We start from the raw sequence: 21,312 nt of genomic DNA on the forward strand, positions 1-21,312 counted from the left end.
CGTGGGCGGCGCGCCTCAACGGGCGGAGTCCTTGATCGCGGAGCGGACCTCACCCACCCGGTCGGCCAGCAGGCCGATCGCGCCGACCGCCCGGGCCATCGGGTCGTCCTCCGTGCCCCCAAGAGCCTTGGCCTTGAGGTAGGCCGACTTGACCGCCGCCCAGCGCTCCGCCTGGGCGGGGGTCAGGCGGCCGCGCAGCTCGGCCAGCTTGAGCAGGTTGGCCTCGGCGTCCGTGGTCAGCGTCTGCGCCTCGCCCAGGTAGTGATCGTCGATCACCGCCTCCAGCTCCTCGTCGTTCATGGCGGGGACGATGCGCTCGGCCAGCTTGTTCATGTTCCGGTACGACCCCTGCAGCCGGTACGGAGGCTCGGTCCTGGCGGCGTCGGACTGGGCGGCCGAGGCGATGTACGCCTGGTTGTTGGCCAGCACCACCTCCTGCACGCGGACCAGCTTGGCCAGCACGCTGAGGATCTGGTCCAGCTCCGGCTTGGTGTAGGGGTGCTCGAGCTGGTCGGGCCGGACGGCGGGATCGCCCTTGGCCAGGCGTACCAGCAGCTCCACGTCCCCCCGGTCGCGCCCGGACAGAGGCGCGAGCACCGGGTTCGAGGTCAGAGCGTTGTCCACATAGCTCAGCGCGAACAGCTCGTCCCGGCCCGACAGTACGTCGCCCAGGTTCCACACGTCGGCCCGGTTGGCCAGCATGTCGGGGATGCGGAAGCGCTGCCCCGACTCGGTGTACGGGTTGCCCGCCATGCACACCGCGAACCGCTTGCCCCGCAGGTCATAAGTCCGGGTACGCCCGTTCCACACCCCCTCGATCCGCCGCTGGGCGTCACAGAGCGAGATGAACTTCTGCAGCAGCTCCGGCGAGGTGTGCTGGATGTCGTCCAGGTAGAGCAGGGTGTTGTTGCCCGTCTCCAGCGCGAACGAGATCTTCTCCACCTCCTGCCTGGCCGTCGCGTCGGGCGCGTCCGCCGGGTCCAGCGAGGTGACCTCGTGGCCTAGCGCCGGGCCGTTGACCTTGACGAACACCAGGCCGAGCCGGCTGGCCACGTACTCCATCAGGGTCGTCTTGCCGTAGCCGGGCGGGGAGATGAGCAGGAGCAGGCCCATCTGGTCGGTGCGCTTGTCCGCGCCCGCCGCGCCGAGCTGCTTGGCCAGGTTGTCACCGATCAGCGGCAGATACACCTCGTCCAGCAGGCGGTTGCGGACGAAGGCGCTCATGACCTTGGGCTTGTACTCCTCCAGCCGCAACCGTCGCCGCTCGGCCTCGACCAGCTCGTTCCTGCGCCGCTGGTAGGCCCGGTAGGCCGGCACCCGCTCCGCCCCGAAGCGGCGGGTCCTGGTGAGCAGCTCGTCCAGGCGGATCTCCAGCTTGCGGTCCTGGACGCGCGGGTGGGTGCCGAGCAGGCCGGTCACCGTCTCGGTCGTGGCGGCGCTGGAGTCGTGCCTGGGCAGGTCGCACAGCAGCACGGCGATGGCCTCCGGCACCTCCGGGCCCTGGTGGTAGGCGGTCAGCCACGCCTGGGCGAGCTGCAGGCGCTCGGCGAGCGGGACCGCCTTGAGCTCCTCCTCGAACTCGCGCGTCTTGGCCGGTCCGAGCGCGTGCCGGAAGCCGTCGAGCAGGTCGCGGGCGGCCTTGCCGGTGACGAAGCCGGCTGGGGTGGTGCCCAGCTCCTCGACCAGGTATTCGCCGGCGAGCCCGGCCGCCGCGTCCGTGCGCAGCCCCTTCAGGAAGCCGCCGATCAGGCCGGTCAGCTCGTCGGCCAGCGAGCCCAGCGCCGGGGTGAGACCGAAGATCGTCCGTGCGCGCACCAGCGACACGGCCCTGGTGGTGAATGTTTTACGTGAAACCTCGTCCACGCCGTACGCCCAGAACAACTGGGCCACCGCCCGGACCTCCGGCGCGTACCGCAGCAGCCCGGCCCCCTCCCGCAACCGCACCAGCGTGTCGAGGATGGCCGTGGCGTCGTGGTCGTGCACCCCGCGCTCGTAGCCCTCGTCGTAGCGCGCCTCCGCCGCCTGCCGGACCAGGTCCTCCAGCGGCGCGCCTGGCGTGGCCGAGTCGAGCAGGGAGGCGGCCAGGTGTTCGCCCCGGTAGACCTCGGCGGTCTCCGAGACCAGGAGCTGGTCCCAGAAGGGCCGGGTGTCGGCGAAGGAGCCGGGCACCGGCGCGCGGTAGTCGGTGCCGGTGATCGCGAAGTTCATGGAGCCGTCGTGCGGCACCAGCGTCAGGTCGATCGGCTGGGTGTTCACGGCGAAGCGGTGGCGGCCGAGCCGCAGGGTCTCGCCGCCGTCGGAGAACAGGTCGAGGCGGTCGCGCAGCGCCCGGCCCGCCTCCTGCTGCGCCGCCTTGACGCGCCCGTCCAGCTCCTCGGCCCGTACGGCGTCCCCGAGCGCCCGCAGCTCCCCGGCCGCCGAACGCACCTTGGCCACCATCGGGTCGGTCGCGAAGTAGGTGTTGACCTCGTCCGGCGACCCCAGCGAGCCCAGACGGCGGGTGACGCCGCCCAGGATGCGCTCGGCCGAGGCGAACACGCGGTCGGCGCGCCGGGCCAGGTCGTCGAGCTGGGTCTGCTTGCGGGCCGAGAACGCCTCGTAGACGTCGTCCCGCTTGGCGGCGAGCTGCGTCGCGAAGTCGTCGAACTCGCCGAAGCGGGACTCCAGGTTCTCGACCTGGAGCAGCAGCCGGCCGAGCTGCTCGTCGCATTTGGCCGGGGTGTCGGCCATCGCCAGCGCGCCCGTGATCGCCTGCCCGAGCAGGGCGAACTCGGCCGCGAACGCCGCCCGGCCCTCCGCGCCCAGCAGCTCGCGGCGGCGGCCGTCGAGCACGGCCCTGGCCCGGTTCACGCCGCCGAGCACCTCGGCGATCCGGCCCAGGATGGAGGTGCGCACGGTGGCGTCGGCGATGTCCAGTGACCCGACGACCTCCGTGACCACCTCCAGGCCCTCCGCCTGCTCGGCCAGCCGGTCGGTGACGGGCGCGGTCTCGGCCACGGTGGCGATCGCGGCCGCCTCGGCGGCCAGCTTCTCGACGGCCGCGTGGTAGCCGGTGAACGCGTCCTGGCCGGACAGGAACTCGACGGCCCGGCGGCCGGCCGAGTCCAGCTCCTCGGCCACCGAGGCGGACAGGCCGTCGAGGGCCGCGAGGTCGATGTGGCGGACCTCGCGCAGGGTCACCAGGTGACCCTGGGCGCGGCGCAGCGTGGCCAGCAGGGTGACCCAGGCGTCGGCGGTGACGGGGGTGTCGGCGCGTGCCTGGCGTACCAGGTGGGTGGTCTGTTCGGTGGTCTCGGCGAGGGTCTGGGCGGCCTGGCGGGTGAGCTGCTCGACGTTCTCGTACTCGTCGAGGACCTGCTCGGCGGTGGCGCGTACGTCGGCGAGCGGCGCGACCAGGCCGTGCTCGCCGAGCCAGTGGTAGGAGTCGAACGCGCGCGTGCAGGCCGCGATCAGGCCCTCGAAGGTGCCGGCCGACGGCGCCATCTCCTCGACCATGCGGGAGACCGACAGGCAGTCGGAGATGCCGCGTACCAGCTCGGCGTTGCCGATGCGCTCCAGCGGGCCGGTGCCGGTGGGCTGGGCGGCGGCGTAGGTGTCCGACACGTACGGCGTCTGCCACACCTGCATCGGGTGCACCCGGGTCGGCTCCTCGGAGGTGGCGCGGAAGACCACCATCGTGCCGTCGTCGAACAGCGAGTAGCCGTGACAGACGATGGGGTTGGCCACCTCCTTCCTGATCACGTTGTACGGCAGCAGCAGCGAACGCCCGTCACCCCTGGCGTGGAAGACGTACAGCACGTCCTCGCCGTTGGGCGAGCGCACCACCCGCTCGAACTCCAGGTCCGACACGTCCGTGTCGAACGTCTTGCTGACCCCGGTGGCCAGGTAGTAGCCGCCCGGGAAGATCAGCCCCTGGTCCTCGGGCAGGCGCTGGCAGGCCTGCCCGATGCCGTCGAGCCGTACGACCGCCTTGGTCCGGGTGTTGAAGACCAGGTGGCGCCGGTCGGTCTCCTTGTACGGCCGGATCCGCATGAGGATCAGCGGCCCCACCCGCGCGTACTCGACCTCGGCGTCCGCCAGGCTCTGCAGCGGCTCGGCCACCGGCTCCGCGTAGATGCCGGCGCCGGTCTCCGTGTTGTCCTCGACCTTGATGGTGAGGTCGCCGCCGACGGTCTCGACGAACACCTCGCCGCCGATGGAGATGTGCGGGTGCCGGCCGAGCACGTGGTCGTCGCGGGTGGTCGGCGTCCATGCGAAGTCGTGGGACGGGGGAAAGACGTGATCCCGCTCCCCCCTGTTGTCCTGATATTTCGGGACTCCGCCGGGGCTGAGCGTCCAGCGCAGCACCCGCGTGTCCGCCGGCCCCGTCTGGAAAACGGCCAGCAGCCGCCCCTCGATCCGCCGCAACTGCTGGAGCCGGGTCTCCTTGTAATAGCGGTAGAGCTCGGCGAAGTCCTTCCTGAACCCCGGATCGTCCAGCGCCTCCAGCCGGTCGGTGTCGAACCTGAAGGCGTCGCCGTCCCTGGAGAACCGGTGCACCGCGAACACGTCCGCCACCGTCGTCTCCGGCTTGAGCCCGATGAAGACGTTGTAGCCGAACAACATCACGTCACCCAGGGAGACGATGTCCCTGGGGACGCAGTTGTTCTCGGTCCGGATCCGCTCGGTGCCCAGCAGGCGCAGCTCTGCCCCGCCGAAGACGCGCAGTCGCTCCTGGTTGACCGCCTCGGCCGCCGCCGCGAGGGCCCTGGCCTGAGCCTGGAGCCGGTTCCTGAGGACTTCGTAGGTTCCGGCCGCCAGCTCGACCGTGCTCACTTGGCGCCGGCCAGCGCCGCCACCGGGGAGTCGGCCACGCCGAGCCGGCGGGCGGTCTCCAGCAGCTCACCGAGCGCCGACGACTGCGGGCCGCCGTCCTGGATGAGCCGCATGAGGAGGGCGGACACGGTCAGGTTCTTGAGGTCCTCGGTGCTCACGCCGCCGACCACCCGGGCGAGGTCGGCCGCCAGGTGCGCGGAGCCGTTGACGTACGGCTCGACGAGCGCGCCCGCGACCTGCGAGTGGCCCACGAACCCGTCCACGACCTTGCCCGCGGTGATCGAGCCGACCACCTTGTCGAAGAACATCGTGTCGCCGCCGACGATGTCGATGTTGGCCTTGGCCAGCCCGGCGGCCAACACGCTGGCCTGCGACTCGGCCACCTGCCGCGACACGTCGATGTGCTTGAGGCGGATCTCCTTGTCGGCCTCAAGGCGCAGGCGGTACTCCTCGTGCGCCCTGCTGGCCTCGTCCAGCGCCGCCATCGCGGCCGCCTTCTGCGTGAGACCCTCGGCCTCGGCCTTCAGCTTCTCGCCCACCGCCGCGGCGCCGGCCAGGGCCATCGCCTGCTCGCCCGCGGCCCGCGCCTTGAGCCGGTCGCCCTCGACCAGCGCCATGGCCTTGGCGCCGCCGGCCTCGGCGGCCAGCTTCTCCGCCAGCACCAGCGCCTCCGCGCGGCCGACCTTCTCGATCGCCTCGGCGTCGCGCTCCCTGACCTGGACCTGCGCCAGCCCGGAGGCGGCCGTCTCGGCCTGGATGCCCTCGGCCAGACGGATCTTGGCGCGCGCGTCCAGCTCGGCGGCCTGCTGCCTGGCCTCGGCGAGCACGAGCTCCTCGCGGGCCCTGAACTTGGAGGCGGCCTCCGCGGCCTCGGCCGCCTTGATGTCCTTGACCAGGTTCTCCTGGGCCTCGGCCTCGGCGGCGATGATCACCTGCTGGCGGGTGCGCTCGGCCTCCTCGACCACGCGCAGCCGCTTGATCGACTCCTCCTGCTCGGCCACGGTCTTGTCGACCGCGATGCGCTCGCGGATGACCTCGGCGATCGTGCGCTTCTCGGTCTCGACCTCGCGGTCCTTGGCGATGCGCGACAGCTCGGTCTCCCGCTCGCGGGCGATGACCTCCAGCAGGCGGTCCTTCTCGATGCGCTCGGACTCGATGGCGATCACGCGCTCGCGGTTCTTCTCGGCGACCGCGATCTCACGGGCCCGGTTCTCGTTCTGTACGCCGAGCGCCTCGTCGGTCTTCATGTGCGCGGCCTGGGCGCGCAGCCGCTCCTCGGCCTGTACGCGGGCGACCTCCGCCTCCTCGCGCGCCTTGACGGTCTCGATCTCCCGCCGCTGCTTCAGCTCGGCGTCGGCCTGGCGGCGCTCCAGTTCGAGGATGGCCTCGCGGGCGTCCACGTTCTGGCGGGTGATCTCCTTCTCCTCGTTGCGCTGGAACTCGTTCGTCCGCACGTGCTCGATGGCCGTCAGCTCGGTGATCTTGCGGATGCCCTGCGCGTCCAGGATGTTGCTCTTGTCGAGCTGGGCCAGCGAGGTCTGCTCCAGGTAGTCGATGGCGGCGTCTTCGAGGCTGTAGCCGTTGAGGTCGGTGCCGATGATCCGGACGATCTCGTCACGGAACTCGTCCCGCTTGGTGTACAGATCGACGAAGTCGAGGTGCTTGCCGGCCGTCTTCAGCGCCTCGGAGAACTTCGCGTTGAACAGCTCCTGCAGCGTCGTCTCGTCGCTGGCCCTGGCGGTGCCGATGGCCTGGGCGACCTTGATGACGTCTTCGGCGGTCTTGTTCACGCGGACGAAGAACGTGATCTTGATGTCGGCCCTGATGTTGTCGCGGCAGATCAGGCCCTCACGGCCGGTCCGCTCGATCTCGATGGTCTTGACCGAGATGTCCATGATCTCGGCCTTGTGGACGACCGGCAGGACCACGGCGCCGGTGAACGTCACGTCGACCTTGTTGACCTTCGAGACGATGAGTGCCTTGCCCTGTTCCACCTTGCGGAAAAGGCGGCCGATGAGAACGACCAGGCCAATCACGATCACGAGGATGATGGCCAGGAAAACGCCGAAACCGGTGGAGATGACGTCCATCAGTGCTCACTTTCGTACGGCATGACCCAGAAGAATTCGCCGTCTTTGTCGTATTCGAAGATGAGTGCGTTATCGCCGCGCGCGAGACGGTCCTGACCGGTCGTGCGCACCTGCACGACCGCGGACGAGCCGTCGGCGGCGGTGACCTCGGCCTGGCCGAAGTCGGGTGTGGCCGCGCCGGTGCGGATCACGCACATCTGGCCGACGAAGTCCCCGCGCGAGTGCCGATCCCCCTCAGGGAGCAGCCGGCGCAGCGGAACCCGCAGGCCACGGGTGGTGAGCCAGGCTCCGGCCAGTGCGGCGAAGGGGACGGCGATCAGCGCGCCGCCGCTCGCCACCTGGCTGCCGATCAGGCAGAGCAGCCAGGCCAGCGCGATCAGCAGCGAGAGCGCGATTCCGGCGGGAACTCCCCCGAGTCCCAGCCACGCGGCGTCGTCCTCCAACTCGAACAGGCCGGCGATGACGACCAGCCAATAAGCGACGACCACTACGAGAAGAAAGGTGAAAACGACAGTTGGAAAACTTAATGCGATGTGTAAGAACTCGCCCATCCCGCCCCAGTGTGCCCCGTCCCCCTGTGCTGTCCTGTCGGACTATATCTACATAAAGAGCGGCTAAAGGAAAAAGTTCCCGAACCGGTATGCCGACTTGACCTCAAGTGCGGTTGAGGGAGCAGGCTCACTCCCATGACTGAAGTGATGAGGGCCGCGGCGTTCACGGAACCGGGCGGACCCGAGGTGTTGAAGGTGATGGAACTGCCCGCGCCGCAGGCGGGTCCTGGACAGGTGAGAGTGCGGGTGCGGGCGGCCGGGGTGCAGCCGTTCGACACGGCCGTGCGCCAGGGATGGCTGCCGGCGTACCTGTCGGATCCCGGCTTCCCGCGCATTCCGGGCAACGAGTTCGCGGGCGTCGTGGACCAGGTGGGCACCGGCGTGACCGGGCTGGCCGTGGGCGACCAGGTGCTCGGGTTCTCGGCGCTGTTCGCCTACGCCGAGTACATCGTGGTGCCGGCCACCGACGTGGCCGCCAAGCCCGCGGGCGTGCCGTGGGAGGTGGCCGGCGGGCTGACCTCGGGCGTGCAGACGGCCGAACTGGCCATCGACGCGATGGGCCTGGCCGACGGCGAGACGCTGCTCGTACACGGCGCGGCCGGGTCGGTGGGCACGGCGGCCGTGCAGATCGCCAGGAGGCGCGGGGCCACCGTGATCGGCACGGGGCGCGAGGTCAACCACGACTACCTGCGGTCCCTGGGTGCCGTCCCGGTCGCCTACGGGGAGGGGCTGGCCGACCGGGTGCGCGCGCTGGCGCCCGGCGGGATCGACGCGGCGCTCGACGGGGCCGGCGGGCACGCGCTGGAGGTCTCGCTCGAACTGGTCGAGGACCGCGGGCGCATCGTCACGCTGGTCGAGCACGAGAAGGCGGCCGGGCTGGGCGTCCGCCTGGTGCAGGGGGTGCGGACGGCGGAGCGGCTCGGGCGCTACGCCGCGCTGTACGCGCAGGGGGCGTTCACGTTCGCGGTGCGGAGGGCGTATCCGCTGGCGGAGGCGGCGGAGGCGCACCGGGAGAGCGAGACCGGCCACGGCCAGGGCAAGATCGTTCTCACACTCTAGCGCGTACGGCCTGCGCGACCTGGACCTGCACCTCGTTCAGCTCGCCGGCGCCGGCCTGCACGTCCCACAGGCAGTTCTGCAGCACGCGGCCGAGCGTCCAGCCGGCCGCCCGCTGCCGGTCGAGGCCGAGCCCGTCGACCATGAAGTCGAAGCGCCGCAGCACGTCGCCGGGCCCGTCGATCTCCTCCCACCGGTTGTGGATGGCGGGCAGCAGCTCGAACGCCGGGTCGCCGGCCAGCGGCTTGGGGTCGATGGCCAGCCACGGCTCCCGGTCGGCGGCCAGCACGTTGTCGTAGTGCAGGTCCCAGTGCAGCAGCCGGTCGCCGGGCTCGGAGACGAGCTCGGCGACCGCCGAGGCGCACCACCGCACCAGGCGGCGCTCCTCCTCGCGCGCCAGCTTGCCGAGCGCGTCGTCCACGTCGTCCAGCATGCCCTGGGCGATGTCGCCCAGGCGGCGGACGTCCTCGGGCGCGGGATGGGCGACCAGGCGGCGCAGCAGGCCCGTCAGGAGGCCGAGGGCCTTCATCACGTCGGGCACGTCGGCCAGGGACCGGTCTTCGAGCCGTTCGAGCAGCATGGTGCCGGTCTCGGGGTCCTCGTCGAGCAGCAGCACCGACCCTGAACCAGCCCAGACGCGCAGGCCCAGGCCCTCGTGGACGGTCTCCTCGTCGAGGGGCTGGAGCTTGAGCACGGCCTTGGTGCCGTCGGTACGGACGACGGGCAGCACCAGGGCCACCGCCCCATGGCGGACCTCACCGTCGAGCCGCAGGTCCCACTCGTCGAGATAGCGCTCGGCCAGCGCCGGCAGCCCGGCGGCCCAGAGGCGCCCGGCCTCCCCTTCCCACTTCACGTGTGACGCGGTCAGCGCCGCGGGGACCTCGATCACCATCTCCCCAGTCTGCCAGGGGAGACAGGTCTAGGGCTTCCCCTTATACGCACCCTGGGGCGCCCCGGGACGCCCGTGCCTACGCTGACAGCCATGACGACGATCGTGTTCATTCACGGACGAGGTCAGGAGGGCAAGGACCCCAAGGTGCTGCTGGGGGAGTGGTGTAACGCGCTGTGCGCCGGGCTCGGCGTCACAGGGCTGGGCAGCGAGGCCGTGCTGCCGTACTACGGCAACGTCCTGCACCGGGCCACGGCGGCGGCCGCCAAGCGCGCCGACCCCGCCGATCAGATGCCCGCGGACGGCGCCGAGGAGGTGCCCTTCCATCAGGACTACCTCCGCCACCGCACGGTCGCCACCCCCATTGACCGAGCCTGCCACTAACCCCCCGTACTCCGGCTGAGGTCCTTCGGGGGAAGGTGGAGGTGGTGTGGCCGCCTCACGTCAGGCGATTCGGCAAAGGGACCTGTGCCGGAGTGCGGTGGGTGCCTTCAGCGGCCTCGGTCAGTAGTGCCAGGGGAAGGGGGACCAGTCGGGTTCGCGCTTCTCCAGGAACGAGTCGCGCCCTTCGGCCGCCTCGTCCGTCATGTACGCCAGCCGAGTGGCCTCCCCCGCGAACACCTGCTGCCCCACCAGCCCGTCGTCGATCGCGTTGAAGGCGAACTTGAGCATCCGCTGCGCCGTCGGCGACTTGCCGTTGACCTTGCGGGCCCACTCCAGGGCCGTGGCCTCCAGCTCGGCGTGCGGCACCACGGCGTTGACCATGCCCATCCGGTGGGCGTCGGCCGCCGAATAGGTGTCACCCAGGAAGAAGATCTCGCGGGCGAACTTCTGCCCGACCTGCCGCGCCAGGTACGCCGACCCGAACCCGCCGTCGAAGCTGGCCACGTCGGCGTCGGTCTGCTTGAAGCGGGCGTGCTCCGCGCTGGCCAGTGTGAGATCGGCCACCACGTGCAGGCTGTGACCGCCGCCCGCGGCCCAGCCCGGCACCACGCAGATCACGATCTTGGGCATGAACCGGATCAGGCGCTGCACCTCCAGGATGTGCAGGCGCCCGGTGGCCGCGGAGCCGTCGGCGTACTGGTAGCCGTCCTTGCCTCTGATGCGCTGGTCGCCGCCCGAGCAGAAGGCCCAGCCGCCGTCCTTGGGCGAGGGGCCGTTGCCGGTCAGCAGCACGCAGCCGACGTCGGGGGTCTGCCGGGCGTGGTCGAGTGCGCGGTAGAGCTCGTCGACCGTCTGCGGGCGGAAGGCGTTGCGCACCTCAGGGCGGTTGAACGCGACTCGAACCGTGCCCTGGTCGACCGCGCGGTGGTAGGTGATGTCGGCGAAGTCGAATCCTTCGACCGGCTGCCACGCCTTGGGATCGAACAGCTCGGAGACCATGGGCGAGAGCCTAACGTCTGGCCGCTTGCTAGGTGACCTCCGCCCTCAGCTCGGCGAGCAGCTCACCCTGGTCGGCGAGCATGTCGGTGAGGATGCGCCGGGCGGCGACCAGCAGGTCGGCCAGCTCGGGGGTGGCCAGGGTGTAGACCACGGTGCTGCCCTCGCGGATCGCGCTCACGATCCCCGCCCTGCGCAGGACGGCCAGTTGCTGGGACAGACTTGAGGGCTCGATGTCGATCTGGGCCAGCAGTTCCCTGACGGGCAGCGGCCCTTCCTGGAGCAGCTCCAACACTCGGATGCGAGCGGGGTGGCCGAGAGTTCGGAAGAAGTCGGCCTTGGCCTGGTGGACCTCCACGTGCATATAGCCCAGACTAATCCAGCGCAGTTGCATAATTCTTCAAGTCGTAACGTTGTTGGATAGCATGACAGCGGGGACTAGGGAGTAGCCATGGGCCGAGGAAGAGCCAAGGCGAAGCAGACGAAGGTCGCTCGCCAGCTTAAGTACACCAACCACAACATCGACTACGACCGGCTTCGCGAGGAGCTGGGCACGGACACGCGAAGTGAGGAGATCCACCCACCTATGTCGTCCGAGCAGGAGTCCGAGCGCGGGCGGTGACACGGGTCAGCTTCGCGGGGGCGAGGGTGACGTTCTTCAGCCGCCTGCCCTCAGGCGCCTGATCGGGCGCCGTCAGTTCCAGGCGACTCAGCACCTCGCGAATGATGACGCGCATCTCGAGGAGCGCCAGTTGTGCTCCTACGCAGAAGCGCCGCCCGCCGCCGAACGGCATCCAGGCCCTGCTCTGGTGCCCTTCCAGGAAGCGCTCGGGACGAAACTCCCCGGGCGCTGGGAAGGCGGCGGGGTCACGGTGCACGAGTGGGATGTACGGCCCGGCGTACCAGCCGGCCGGGATCTCGTACTCGCCCAGCCGGAGCGGGGCGTCGAGCAGTCTCGGCGCCTCATACACGACGGGCCGGACTCTGAGCACCTCCTTGACCACCGCGTCGAGGTAGGGCTCGTCGTCCGGCAGTCGCCGCAGGATGTCGGGCATGCGCAGCAGTCGCTCGAAGGCCCAGGCAAGACCGGTGGCGGTCGTCTCGTGCCCGGCGATCAGCATGGTGATCAGCTCGTCGCGGATCTCCTGGTCGCCGAGCTCGGTCTCCAGCAGGCGGCCGAGCACGTCGGTGCCACCCGGTGCGGCACGCCGGCGGCGGATCTCGTCGAACAGCAGCGCGTCCACCTCGGCGCGCAGCCGCAGGAAGCGCCCGTACGGCAGGAACGGCACCCGTCCCAGCGGGCCGCGTAGCCGCTCGGGCAGCATCGCCACCTGCATGGATCCGCCGGTCTCGATCAGCCCGGGCAGCAGCTCGCGCAGCCGGTCGACGCGCCCCGCGTCCGTGACGCCGAAGATCAGCCGGATGATGATCTCCAGCGTGATCTCCTGCATGCGGTCGCGCAGCGGGAACGGCCGGTCCAGCGGCCAGGTGGCGATCTTCTCCGCCGCGATCGCGGCGATGTCGTCGTGGTAGCCGGCGACCTGTTTCGCGCGTAGCGGCGGGTTCAGCGTCTTGCGGTGCCGCCACCAGGGGTCGCCGTCCAGAGTCAGTACGGAGTGCGCGCCCACCATGTGCTCCAGGAAGTCGCGCCGCGCCGCCCCGGCGTGCCCGCCGCCCTGGTCGGTACGGAAAACCTGCTCGGCCAGCTCGGCCGTGGTCACGTAGACCTCGGGCGGGAAGCCGGAGTAGCGCACGGTGAAGATCGGCCCGTATTTGCGGTGGTAGCTCTCGAACGCCCCTGGCGCGTCCGCCATGAACCATGTCGTCTGCAGCGAAGCGGGAAGTTTCGGTCCCGGGGGAAGCATCGTTCCGTCCCTTCGTAGATATACGTACGTCATACACGTTTGTATACATCTGTAGCATGGATCGCGTGGCACCAAAAGAGGCCGGTGGATACCGGGACAGACTGCTGGCAGGCGCGGTGGCCTGCCTGCAGGAGAAGGGCTATGCCCGCACGACCGCACGAGACCTGGTCACCGCCTCCGGCACCAACCTGGCCTCCATCGGCTACCACTTCGGTGGCAAGGACGCGCTGCTCAACGAGGCCATCGCGGCCGTCTTCGAGCAGTGGACGGCACGGGTGGAGCACTCGATGTTCGACTCGCGGCCGGCCACTCCCCGGGAGATGCTCGAACGGGCCATGACCGCGCTGGTCGACGTGTTCGAAGACCTGGGGCCGCAGCTCGTGCTCTGCGTCGAGGGCTACCCGGCGGCGCTGCGCGAGCCCGTGCTGCGGCAGAAGCTGGCCGAGGCCTATGCCCGGGGCCGCGCGGCCGGCACCGACATGATCCGCCGGGCGGCCGACCAGCTCGGGGTCGAGCTGCCGATGGCGCCGGAGGTGCTGGTGTCGGTGCTGATCGCGATCTCCGACGGGCTGATGCTGCAGTGGCTGCTCGATCCGGCCGCCACTCCCGACGCCCGTCAGGTCGTGGACACCCTCGCCACCCTGTCCGCCTTCATCGCCTGAAGCCGTCTGAGCCAGGAAAGCCGTCTGAGTCCCGCCTGAGCCGGGGAACCCGTCTGAGCCGCGCTTTCCTGGCAAAAGGTCTGTCCAGTGAGGAATGTCACTCGTGGGGCTGGGCATCTCCCCGGTGACAAGGAGCGAGACATGCGCGTAGCAATCGTGGGTTCCGGAAGGCTCGGCGCGCCGCTCGGCCGCCTGCTCGCGATGGCGGGCCACGACGTGTTCTTCAGCGACGCCGAGCCCGACCGCGTGACGGCCGCGGCGGGCGCGGCCGAGGGCGAGACCCGGGGCGGCTCACCGCTGGAGGCCGCGCGGTTCGGCGAGGTCGTCGTGCTGGCGGTGGGCTGGGAGGCGTTCCCCGACGTGGTGGCCGAGCTCGGCACCGCCCTCGGCGGCAAGATCGTCATCGATCCCAGCAACCCGATCGCCGAACGCGACGGGGCGGCGGTCGTGGTGGCCGTTCCCGGCGGGCTGACCAGCCCGCAGTATCAGCAGCACGTGCTCGGCGCGGGCGTGCGCGTGGTGCGCACGTTCAACACCAAATACCCCAACGAACTGCTGGAGCTGGGCATCGCGGGCCAGCGCGGCGGGGCGCGGGCCGACATGCCCTACTGGGGCGACGACGACGAGGCCAAGAAGGCCGTGGTGCCGCTCATCGAGGACGCCGGGTTCACCGCCATCGACGGGGGCGGGCTCTCCGAAGCCCTCTAGGTGGCGCAGGTGTCGTGGGTGGCGTCGAAGCCCTTGATCGACTCCGTGTCGTCCGTACGCAGTGCCTTCAGGCCCTTCCAGTCGTCCCCGATGACCAGGACGAGCCGGTTCGTCTTCGCCGCGGGAAGCTCGCGGGGCGCGCCCCCGAGCAGGTCGGCGGTGAGTGTGGGCACGCGGGTCTCGCCGGCCGGCCCGTAGAGGATCGTGGTCTTCGCCTGCGGCTTGCGCGCCGTGTCGCCGATCTTGGTGATGTGATAGCCGCGCTGCTCCAGGAAGGCGGCCACCTGGGTGCCCAGCCCGGAGCGCCAGGTGCCGTTGCGCAGCTCGATCTGGATCTTCGAGCGGCCCACCTTGGCCTGGCCGCCCTTGACGCCCTGGAGGTTCTGGTCCTTGGCGACGATCTGGAACAGCCGGCCCGCCTGCGGCTGCACCCACTCGACCCGGCCGGGCTGGGTGAGCGAGTAGTGCCACGGCGTGGTGATGAAGCGGATCTGCCCGGCGTCGAGCCCCTGCAGGCTGGTCGCCAGATCCTTCATGACGCCGAAGGACAGGCCGCGGTCGGTGGTGACCGCCTTGGTGCCGGCGTCGAGGATGCCGACGAGCTTGGCGGGGTCGCTGAGCGTCTCACCGCTCATGATCTTCTTGACCATCGAGGCGATGAACATCTGCTGCCGCTGGATGCGCCCGATGTCCGAGCCGTCACCCATGCTGTAGCGGGCGCGTACGTAGCCGAGCGCCTGCTCGCCGTTGAGCGTCTGCTTGCCGGCGGGCAGGTGCAGCAGCGCCTTCTTGTCGTTGACCGCCTCGGGCAGGCAGACGTCGACGCCGCCCACCGCGTTCACGATGCCCTTGAAGCCGGTGAAGTCGACCTTCACGAAGTGGTCGATGCGGATGTGGGTGAGCGACTCGATCGTCTTCCAGGTGCAGCCGATGCCGCCGGAGTTGAACGACTCGTTGATCATACCGAGGTGGGCCTGCTGCCCCGGCAGGGCGGCGGTGGCGCGGCAGGCGGGGAGCTGGACGAGCGAGTCGCGCGGGAAGCTGACGACCATCGCGTTGTCCCGCTTGGACGACACGTGCACCAGCATGATCGTGTCGGTACGCTCGCCCGCGACCCGCCCGTACTTGGCGTTCTTGCCGTTGCGCTGGTCGGAGCCGACGACCAGGACGTTCATCGCGGTGCCCGCGACCTTCGGCGGGCGGGTGGCCCCGAGGTCGTCGGCGGTGACGTCTTCGTGCTTGACGTTGCCGGTCAGCTTGGCCACGACGCCCACGGCCACGCCGACCACCAGCAGGACGACGGTCACCGTGACCGCGATCACCCACCGCAGCCAGGGACGGCGACGCCGGGGTGGCGCGCTCGGCCCGGAAGGCGGCGCGTCGACAAGCCCGCTGCTCACATGACTCCAACAGGACGGGGCCGAGGGCCGCCGCCCGTGGCCAAGAGCCTTGCCGTAACAGATCTCGGCCGGTTGAACCTGCCCGAGTGTACTAGTCGGGGACGTTCATCCGGAGCGAGACCGTGCCACGCAGGTCCAGCCAGGCCGTTCCCGGGCCGCGGACCAGCCTGAGCACCACCTCTTCGCAGCCGGGGCAGCGGGCGACCAGGCCGGGGTCGGGGCCGTACACGCGGAGTGAGGCGACCGGCCCGGCCAGGCCGCAGCTCGCGCAGCGGCCGGTCGCGGCGGTCACGTCCACGGCGAAGATCTCGCCCAGCGGGCCCGCCAGCGCGTTGCCGTCCAGATGTTCTGCGGTCATGTCAGCCTCCGGTCGGACCGAATCGTTCGGTTCTGATGCGTTCGGGCGCGTGACCGAGCGCGAGCAGCAGGTCGGCCGCCGCCTCCACGAACCCGGTCGGCCCGCACACGTAGCAGTCGGGCTCGAACCCGGCGGGCCAGCCGCCCTCCGCCAGGTCGTCCAGCATGATCCGGCCGGCCGCCCGGGACGCCCCTTCGGGCGCGAGCCGGGTGTAGAGGTAGGAGATGTCGAGCCCGGGGTCCGGGCGGCGCAGCTCACCGGCGTAGTAGCGGCGGGTGGGGTCGCGCAGGGAATAGAGGAGACGGAACGGCACCCGGCTGCCCGCCCGCCGACGCGCCCTGACCATGGCCATCAGCGGCACGATCCCGGACCCGCCGCCGACCAGCAGCACCGGAGCCTTGCTTTCCGGTTTCCAGACGAACCAGCCGCCCACCGGGCCGCGCAGCTCGACCTGGTCGCCGGCCTCGATCACCTCGGTCAGGTAGGGCGACACCTCGCCGTCGGGCACGGTCTCCACGGTCAGCTCGACCAGGTCACCGTCGGCGGGCGCGGCCAGCGAGTAGCTGCGCTGCGCCGTGTAGCCGTCTTCGGCCGTCAGCCGCACGTCCACGTGCTGGCCCGCCACGTGCCCCGGCCAGCCGGGCACCCGGAACCGCAAGGTACGGGCGGTGGCGGTCTCGGCGGCCGTATGGACCAGCTCGGCCGCCCGCCAGGTCAGGCGGCGCACCCTAGTCGCCCTCGTAGCGCTGCTCGCGCCACGGGTCGCCGTAGTTGTGGTAGCCGGCGGTCTCCCAGAAGCCGGGCCAGTCGTCGTTCAGCAGCCGGATGCCGCGGACCCACTTGGCCGATTTCCAGAAGTACAGGTGCGGCACGATCAGCCGGGCCGGACCGCCGTGCCGGGGCTCCAGCTCCTCGCCGTCGAAGCGGTGCACGAGCCACGCCTTGCCGTCGAGCAGGTCCTCCAGCGGCAGGTTCGTGGTGTAGCCGCCGTAGGAGTAGATCAGCGCGTATTCGGCGGAGCTCTCCACGTCCTCGAAGAGCACGTCCAGCGAGACGCCCTCCCAGGTGGTGTCCAGCTTGGACCACTTGGTGACGCAGTGGATGTCCACCGTGGGCGTCTCGGTGGGCAGGGCCTGGAACTCCTCCCACGTCCAGCGGTGGGTCTGCTCCGCCTCGGTGTCGATGGCGAACTCCCACCGGTCGAGCGGCACCCGGGGCGTCGGCCCCGCCGACAGCACCGGGAAGTCCTCGGCCAGGTATTGGCCGGGTGGCAGCCGGTCGCCGTCGTCTCTGCGCTTCCCACGAAAACCGCGCGAAATGATGCTCACGAGCCCTCCCAGGTCCCAGAGTGCCATTCCACCACGAAGGGGATCAGTGGCGCGCCCTCGGGGTGACCAGGCCCGACTCGTAGGCGAAGACGACGAGCTGCGCGCGGTCGCGGGCCCGCAGCTTGGTCATCGCCCTGCTGACGTGGGTCTTGGCGGTGGTCGGGCTGATCACCATGTGGGCGGCGATCTCGTCGTTGGACAGGCCGCGGGCGACCAGGGCGGTCACCTCGCGTTCGCGGTTGGTGAGCACGTCCATGCCGTCGGGTCGCGGCTCGGGGCGGCGGGCGACGTACTCGCCGATGAGGCGGCGGGTGATCGCGGGCGAGAGCAGGGCGTCGCCGCGGGCCGCCACCCTGACGCCCTGCAGCAGGTCGGCGGGCTCGGTGTCCTTGACCAGGAAGCCGCCGGCGCCGGCCCGCAGGGCGTTGTAGACGTACTCGTCGAGGCCGTAGTTGGTGAGGATCACCACGTGGACGCCGCTCAGGCGTTCGTCGGCGGCGATGCGCCTGGTGGCCTCGATGCCGTCCATCACGGGCATCTGCACGTCGACGAGGGCCACGTCCGGCAGGTGTTCGAGGGCGAGCGCGACGGCCTGCTCGCCGTTCACGGCCTCGGCCACCACCTCGATGTCGTCCTCGGCCTCCAGCAGCGCGCGGAAGCCGCCGCGGATGAGTGCCTGGTCGTCCACGAGCAGCACGCGGATCACGATGGTTCTCCCAGGGGAAGTTCGGCACGTACGGTGAAACCGCCCTCGGGGCGGGGCTCGGCCCGCAGCCGGCCGCCGAGCGCCGTGACGCGCTCGCGCATGCCGATCAGGCCCACTCCCGGCACGCACGGCGTGCCGGTGCCGGCCGCGCCGTCGTCGTCGACCTGCACGACCAGCGCGTCGCCGCCGTAGTCGATGCGCACGGTGGCGGCGGCCCCGCCCGCGTGCCTGGAGACGTTGGTGAGCGCCTCCTGCACGATCCGGTACGCGGCCCGGTCCACCTCGGCGGGCAACTCCCGCCGTTCGCCCAGGACGGTCACCGTGGCGGGCAGGCCCGTCGACCGGGCCCGGTCCACCAGGTCGTCGAGCCGCCCGAGCCCACTGGGCGCGTCCTCCGGCCCGTCCTGGTCGCGCAGGATCTCCAGGGTGGCGCGCAGCTCGCGCATGGCGTCGCCGCTGGCGTCCTGGATGGCGAGGAGCGCGGCCGGGACCTCGTCGCCGCGTTTGCGGGCCAGGTGGACGGCCACCCCGGCCTGCACCTTGATGATCGAGATGCTGTGGGTGAGCGAGTCGTGCAGCTCCCTGGCGATCCGCAGCCGCTCCTCGCCCGCCCGGCGGCGGGCGGTCTCGTCGCGGGTCCGCTCGGCCTCGACGGCGCGCTGCTCGACCTGCTCCAGGTACGCCTGCCGGGTCCTCGCCACCGTCCCCGCCACCCCGGCCGCCACGAACCAGCCGAGCAGCAGCGTCGTGTGCTGGACGATCGTCTGCGGCTCCCGGCCGGCGGCCGCGGCCAGGTTCGCCGCCAGGCTGGAGCCAAGGAACGCCATCGCGGCCAGCGCCGGCAGCAGCCGGTGCCCGGCCCGTACCGAGCTGAAGACCGCCACCAGCACGGGGAAGGCGGCCGGCGGGCCCGGCTGGGCGTGCACCGCGTAGACGAGCATGCAGATCGTGCTGATCAGCAGCGGCACCAGGGGCGCGCGCCGCCAGAACACCAGGGCGGCCGAGCCGATCAGGGCCGCGACCAGGTCGAGGGCTCCCGCGGCGGGGGTCGCCAGAACGGTGACCGACAGCATGGCGGCCACCACGGCGGCGATGGCGCCGTCCATGGCCCACGGGCGCCATCCGTGCAGAGAGCTCATTCCTGCACATTAGAGCCTGCAACGGGCAGGTTCCTCAGCGCCAGGGCGTAATTCGGCGCTACTTCCGGGGAAGTACGCGCGCCGATCCTGCTGCCCCCGTGGTAGCCGCAGAAGTCTTCCCCGGCGGGACGACCGGCGGCGGGTCGCGGCAGCACGATGGCGCTCATCATCTCTTGGGAGGCTTTCATGACCGCGACCCTCGCCGACCGCACCGTGCGTGCCGGGTGGCCCCTGCAGGCGCTGAAGGCCGTGGTGGTCCTGCACGTCGCCGCGCTGCTGTTCCAGGCGGTGACGGCGGGCATGCTGCTGTCCTTGCCCGGTGGCCGGGCGCTGCACTCCACCTCGGGCATCGTCCTGGCCCTCATCGGGCTCGCCCACCTCGTCCTCGCGATCCTGGTCTGGCGGCCGGGTGGCGGGTCCGCCAAATACGTCGCGCCGGCGGCGCTGCTGCTGGTGTTCACGGTCGTGGCGGCGCTGCTCGGCATGGCGCATGTGAAGACCGTTCACCTGCCGCTGGGGGTGGCGCTGTTCGGGGGCGGCGTCGCCCAGCTCGCCAGGGTCATGTCCCGGCCGCGGGCATGACCCCGAGCAGACGGGACGCGCTGCGGCTGCTGGGGCTCGGCGCGGTGGTGGCGGCCGGTTCGTCCGGGTGCTCGCTGATCGCCGGCACCCCGCAGCCACAGCTCCTGACCAGCGCGGCGCCGCTGCCGAAGCCGTACGCGGTGCCGCTGCAGGTCCCCGAGGTGGCCAAGCCCGTCCGGAGCGTGGGCGGCGTCGACTACTACGAGCTGACCGAGCGGGCGGCCGAGGCGGAGCTGCTGCCGGGGCTGCGCACGCCGATCTGGGGGTACGGCGGCACGTTCCCCGGCCCCACGCTGCAGGCGAGCCGGGGCCGGCGCACGGTCGTGAAGCTGGTCAACCAGCTCGGCGAGCCGACGGTCCTGCACCTGCACGGTGGCCACACCCCGCCGGAGTCCGACGGCTTCCCGACGGACCTGGTGGCGCCCGGCGCGTCGCGTGAGTACGTGTTCCCGCTGGAGCAGCGGGCCGCCACCCTCTGGTACCACGACCACCGTATGGACTTCACGGGACCGCAGGTCTGGCGCGGCCTGGCCGGGATGTTCCTGGTCAGGGACCCGGAGGAGGAGGCGCTGCCGCTGCCGTCGGGGGAGCGCGACCTGCCGCTGCTGATCTGCGACCGGTCGTTCGGGGCGGACGGCGCGATGCTGTACCCGGGGCTGGAGGCGCGGCCGGGGGTGCGGGAGGCGTACATGGGGGGCGTGCTCGGTGACGTGATCCTGGTGAACGGGGCGCCGTGGCCGGAGCTGCGGGTGGCCAGGGCCCGGTATCGGCTGCGGCTCTGCAACGCCTCCAACGCTCGCGCGTACGAGCTGGCCACCGGCGGCCCGATGATCCAGATCGCCGGCGACGGCGGGCTGCTGGCCGCGCCGAGGACCGTGCGGCAGCTCAGGCTGGCGCCGGGGGAGCGGGCCGAGGTGGTCGTGGACTTCGGCGCGTACAAGATCGGGCAGCGGGTCGAGCTGCGCAACCTGGCGGGGGAGGGCGCGCAGGCCAGGGTGATGCGGTTCGCGGTCGATCGGGACGAGGCCGACGACTCGGCCGTGCCGGGGCGGCTGTCCACGGTCGAGGCGCTCGATCCGGCCAGGGCGACGGTGACGCGGGACTTCGAGTTCAGCGGCGGCGGCATGCACGGCGGCATGGGCTGGCTGATCAACGGCAGGCCGTTCGACGCCCGGCGCATGGAGGCCAGGCCGAAGCTCGGCGACATCGAGGTCTGGCGTCTGACCAGCGACGTCGCGCATCCGGTACACCTGCACCTCGACCACTTCCAGGTGCTGTCGGTCAACGGCGAGCGCCCGGCCGGGCCGCCGGAGTGGAAGGACACCGTCGAGCTGCGCGACGCCCAGACCGTCGAAATCGTCACCCGGTTCACCGACTACCGCGGCCGGTACGTCCTGCACTGCCACAACCTGGAGCACGAGGACATGGCGATGATGGCCGCCTTCGAAGTGGTGTGATCACACGGGCAGGCGGTCCGAGCGTGGCCAGACGTAGGCCAGGTCGTCATCGTGGCCGCGCAGGTGTCGGGCCTGCCCAGGGAGCACCAGTGACCGCACATCTCCAGGCCGTAGCGCACGAGCGCCTCCTCGTAGCCGGGGACGGTCAGGGCGCGCAGCACCTGCAGGGCCTCGACGCGCTGCCTGCCGCGCCGCAGCGGGTCGAGCACCGTGGCCGAGGCGGCGAAATCTGGATATGGCAGGAAAGTTTGCATCAGTACCCCCACTGACGTGCTCTTCCTCGCCGGATCGTATAGACCGCCGGGCGGACGGCGCTCACAATCAGG

Annotated in this window: 21 protein-coding genes; 7 read left to right on the plus strand and 14 right to left on the minus strand. The window is 71.0% G+C overall.

What is annotated here, in order from left to right; translation table 11 throughout:
- Nucleotides 1-15: 15 nt before the first annotated feature.
- Genes C4V41_RS18975 through C4V41_RS18985 form a run of 3 tightly spaced genes read right to left on the minus strand, consistent with a single transcriptional unit; the run spans nucleotide 16 to nucleotide 7,456 of the window.
- Nucleotides 16-4,815 (minus strand): DNA repair ATPase, encoded by a 4,800-nt coding sequence (locus tag C4V41_RS18975; RefSeq protein WP_103957188.1) that lies wholly within the window; start codon nucleotides 4,813-4,815, stop codon nucleotides 16-18.
- A complete protein-coding gene (locus C4V41_RS18980) occupies nucleotides 4,812-6,905 on the minus strand; it encodes a hypothetical protein (RefSeq protein ID WP_103957189.1) in 2,094 nt (697 codons plus the stop codon). Before C4V41_RS18980 ends, C4V41_RS18975 begins: the two co-directional genes overlap by 4 nt.
- Complete coding sequence (locus C4V41_RS18985; RefSeq protein ID WP_103957190.1) at nucleotides 6,905-7,456, minus strand: OB-fold-containig protein; 552 nt, start codon at nucleotides 7,454-7,456, stop codon at nucleotides 6,905-6,907. Before C4V41_RS18985 ends, C4V41_RS18980 begins: the two co-directional genes overlap by 1 nt.
- Before the next feature lie 135 nt (nucleotides 7,457-7,591).
- Between C4V41_RS18985 and C4V41_RS18990 the strand changes: the two genes are divergently transcribed.
- Nucleotides 7,592-8,515: an NADP-dependent oxidoreductase gene (locus tag C4V41_RS18990; RefSeq protein ID WP_235030222.1), complete on the plus strand. Its 924-nt coding sequence runs from the start codon at nucleotides 7,592-7,594 to the stop codon at nucleotides 8,513-8,515.
- Here C4V41_RS18990 and C4V41_RS18995 read toward each other — a convergent pair.
- Nucleotides 8,505-9,404: an aminoglycoside phosphotransferase family protein gene (locus C4V41_RS18995; RefSeq protein WP_103957192.1), complete on the minus strand. Its 900-nt coding sequence runs from the start codon at nucleotides 9,402-9,404 to the stop codon at nucleotides 8,505-8,507. The genes C4V41_RS18990 and C4V41_RS18995 overlap by 11 nt on opposite strands.
- Nucleotides 9,405-9,494: 90 nt before the next feature.
- Between C4V41_RS18995 and C4V41_RS19000 the strand changes: the two genes are divergently transcribed.
- Nucleotides 9,495-9,785 carry a hypothetical protein gene (locus tag C4V41_RS19000; RefSeq protein WP_103957193.1) on the plus strand — a complete coding sequence of 97 codons (291 nt, stop codon included), beginning with the start codon at nucleotides 9,495-9,497 and terminating at the stop codon, nucleotides 9,783-9,785.
- 120 nt (nucleotides 9,786-9,905) lie between these two features.
- On the opposite strand, the gene C4V41_RS19005 is transcribed toward C4V41_RS19000, so the two are convergent.
- Together C4V41_RS19005 and C4V41_RS19010 are read right to left on the minus strand one after the other, a co-directional pair.
- Nucleotides 9,906-10,784: a 1,4-dihydroxy-2-naphthoyl-CoA synthase gene (locus tag C4V41_RS19005; RefSeq protein ID WP_103957194.1), complete on the minus strand. Its 879-nt coding sequence runs from the start codon at nucleotides 10,782-10,784 to the stop codon at nucleotides 9,906-9,908.
- Between the two features lie 28 nt (nucleotides 10,785-10,812).
- Entirely contained in the window at nucleotides 10,813-11,145 is a 333-nt protein-coding gene (locus tag C4V41_RS19010) for an ArsR/SmtB family transcription factor (protein WP_103957195.1), read from the minus strand.
- Nucleotides 11,146-11,232: 87 nt separating this feature from the next.
- On the opposite strand from C4V41_RS19010, the gene C4V41_RS65860 reads away from it, so the two are divergent.
- Nucleotides 11,233-11,403, plus strand: coding sequence for a DUF3073 domain-containing protein (locus C4V41_RS65860; protein WP_103957196.1), 171 nt, complete (start codon nucleotides 11,233-11,235; stop codon nucleotides 11,401-11,403).
- On the opposite strand, the gene C4V41_RS19020 is transcribed toward C4V41_RS65860, so the two are convergent.
- Nucleotides 11,366-12,679: a cytochrome P450 gene (locus C4V41_RS19020; RefSeq protein ID WP_103957197.1), complete on the minus strand. Its 1,314-nt coding sequence runs from the start codon at nucleotides 12,677-12,679 to the stop codon at nucleotides 11,366-11,368. The genes C4V41_RS65860 and C4V41_RS19020 overlap by 38 nt on opposite strands.
- Before the next feature lie 32 nt (nucleotides 12,680-12,711).
- On the opposite strand from C4V41_RS19020, the gene C4V41_RS60750 reads away from it, so the two are divergent.
- Nucleotides 12,712-13,308, plus strand: coding sequence for a TetR/AcrR family transcriptional regulator (locus C4V41_RS60750; RefSeq protein ID WP_160150324.1), 597 nt, complete (start codon nucleotides 12,712-12,714; stop codon nucleotides 13,306-13,308).
- 141 nt (nucleotides 13,309-13,449) lie between these two features.
- Nucleotides 13,450-14,016: an NADPH-dependent F420 reductase gene (locus tag C4V41_RS19035; protein WP_103957198.1), complete on the plus strand. Its 567-nt coding sequence runs from the start codon at nucleotides 13,450-13,452 to the stop codon at nucleotides 14,014-14,016.
- On the opposite strand, the gene C4V41_RS19040 is transcribed toward C4V41_RS19035, so the two are convergent.
- From C4V41_RS19040 to C4V41_RS19065, 6 genes are all read right to left on the minus strand, one after another.
- A complete protein-coding gene (locus C4V41_RS19040; protein WP_103957199.1) occupies nucleotides 14,013-15,416 on the minus strand; it encodes an LCP family protein in 1,404 nt (467 codons plus the stop codon). The genes C4V41_RS19035 and C4V41_RS19040 overlap by 4 nt on opposite strands.
- A 91-nt stretch (nucleotides 15,417-15,507) precedes the next feature.
- On the minus strand, nucleotides 15,508-15,774 hold the full coding sequence (locus C4V41_RS19045) for a DUF6510 family protein (RefSeq protein ID WP_103957200.1): 267 nt from the start codon (nucleotides 15,772-15,774) through the stop codon (nucleotides 15,508-15,510).
- Between the two features lies 1 nt (nucleotide 15,775).
- On the minus strand, nucleotides 15,776-16,501 hold the full coding sequence (locus C4V41_RS19050; RefSeq protein ID WP_103957201.1) for an FAD-binding oxidoreductase: 726 nt from the start codon (nucleotides 16,499-16,501) through the stop codon (nucleotides 15,776-15,778).
- Between the two features lies 1 nt (nucleotide 16,502).
- Nucleotides 16,503-17,102, minus strand: a complete 600-nt coding sequence (locus C4V41_RS19055) for a sulfite oxidase-like oxidoreductase (protein ID WP_103957366.1) — start codon at nucleotides 17,100-17,102, stop codon at nucleotides 16,503-16,505.
- Nucleotides 17,103-17,145: 43 nt separating this feature from the next.
- Nucleotides 17,146-17,808 (minus strand): response regulator, encoded by a 663-nt coding sequence (locus C4V41_RS19060; RefSeq protein ID WP_103957202.1) that lies wholly within the window; start codon nucleotides 17,806-17,808, stop codon nucleotides 17,146-17,148.
- On the minus strand, nucleotides 17,805-18,947 hold the full coding sequence (locus C4V41_RS19065) for a sensor histidine kinase (RefSeq protein ID WP_103957203.1): 1,143 nt from the start codon (nucleotides 18,945-18,947) through the stop codon (nucleotides 17,805-17,807). The genes C4V41_RS19060 and C4V41_RS19065 overlap by 4 nt, the downstream gene beginning before the upstream one ends.
- 186 nt (nucleotides 18,948-19,133) lie before the next feature.
- On the opposite strand from C4V41_RS19065, the gene C4V41_RS19070 reads away from it, so the two are divergent.
- Both C4V41_RS19070 and C4V41_RS19075 read left to right on the plus strand, forming a co-directional pair.
- Nucleotides 19,134-19,529 carry a hypothetical protein gene (locus C4V41_RS19070; protein ID WP_200824066.1) on the plus strand — a complete coding sequence of 132 codons (396 nt, stop codon included), beginning with the start codon at nucleotides 19,134-19,136 and terminating at the stop codon, nucleotides 19,527-19,529.
- Nucleotides 19,526-20,986, plus strand: a complete 1,461-nt coding sequence (locus C4V41_RS19075; RefSeq protein WP_103957204.1) for a multicopper oxidase family protein — start codon at nucleotides 19,526-19,528, stop codon at nucleotides 20,984-20,986. The genes C4V41_RS19070 and C4V41_RS19075 overlap by 4 nt, the downstream gene beginning before the upstream one ends.
- Here the strand turns inward: C4V41_RS19075 and C4V41_RS19080 are convergent.
- The gene (locus C4V41_RS19080; RefSeq protein WP_235030224.1) at nucleotides 20,905-21,240 is read right to left on the minus strand and encodes a pyrimidine dimer DNA glycosylase/endonuclease V; all 336 of its coding nucleotides are present in this window, start codon (nucleotides 21,238-21,240) and stop codon (nucleotides 20,905-20,907) included. The genes C4V41_RS19075 and C4V41_RS19080 overlap by 82 nt on opposite strands.
- Nucleotides 21,241-21,312 lie beyond the last annotated feature (72 nt).

It is taken from the genome of Nonomuraea solani (genome assembly GCF_900108335.1).
In the GTDB taxonomy this organism is placed as follows: domain Bacteria; phylum Actinomycetota; class Actinomycetes; order Streptosporangiales; family Streptosporangiaceae; genus Nonomuraea; species Nonomuraea solani.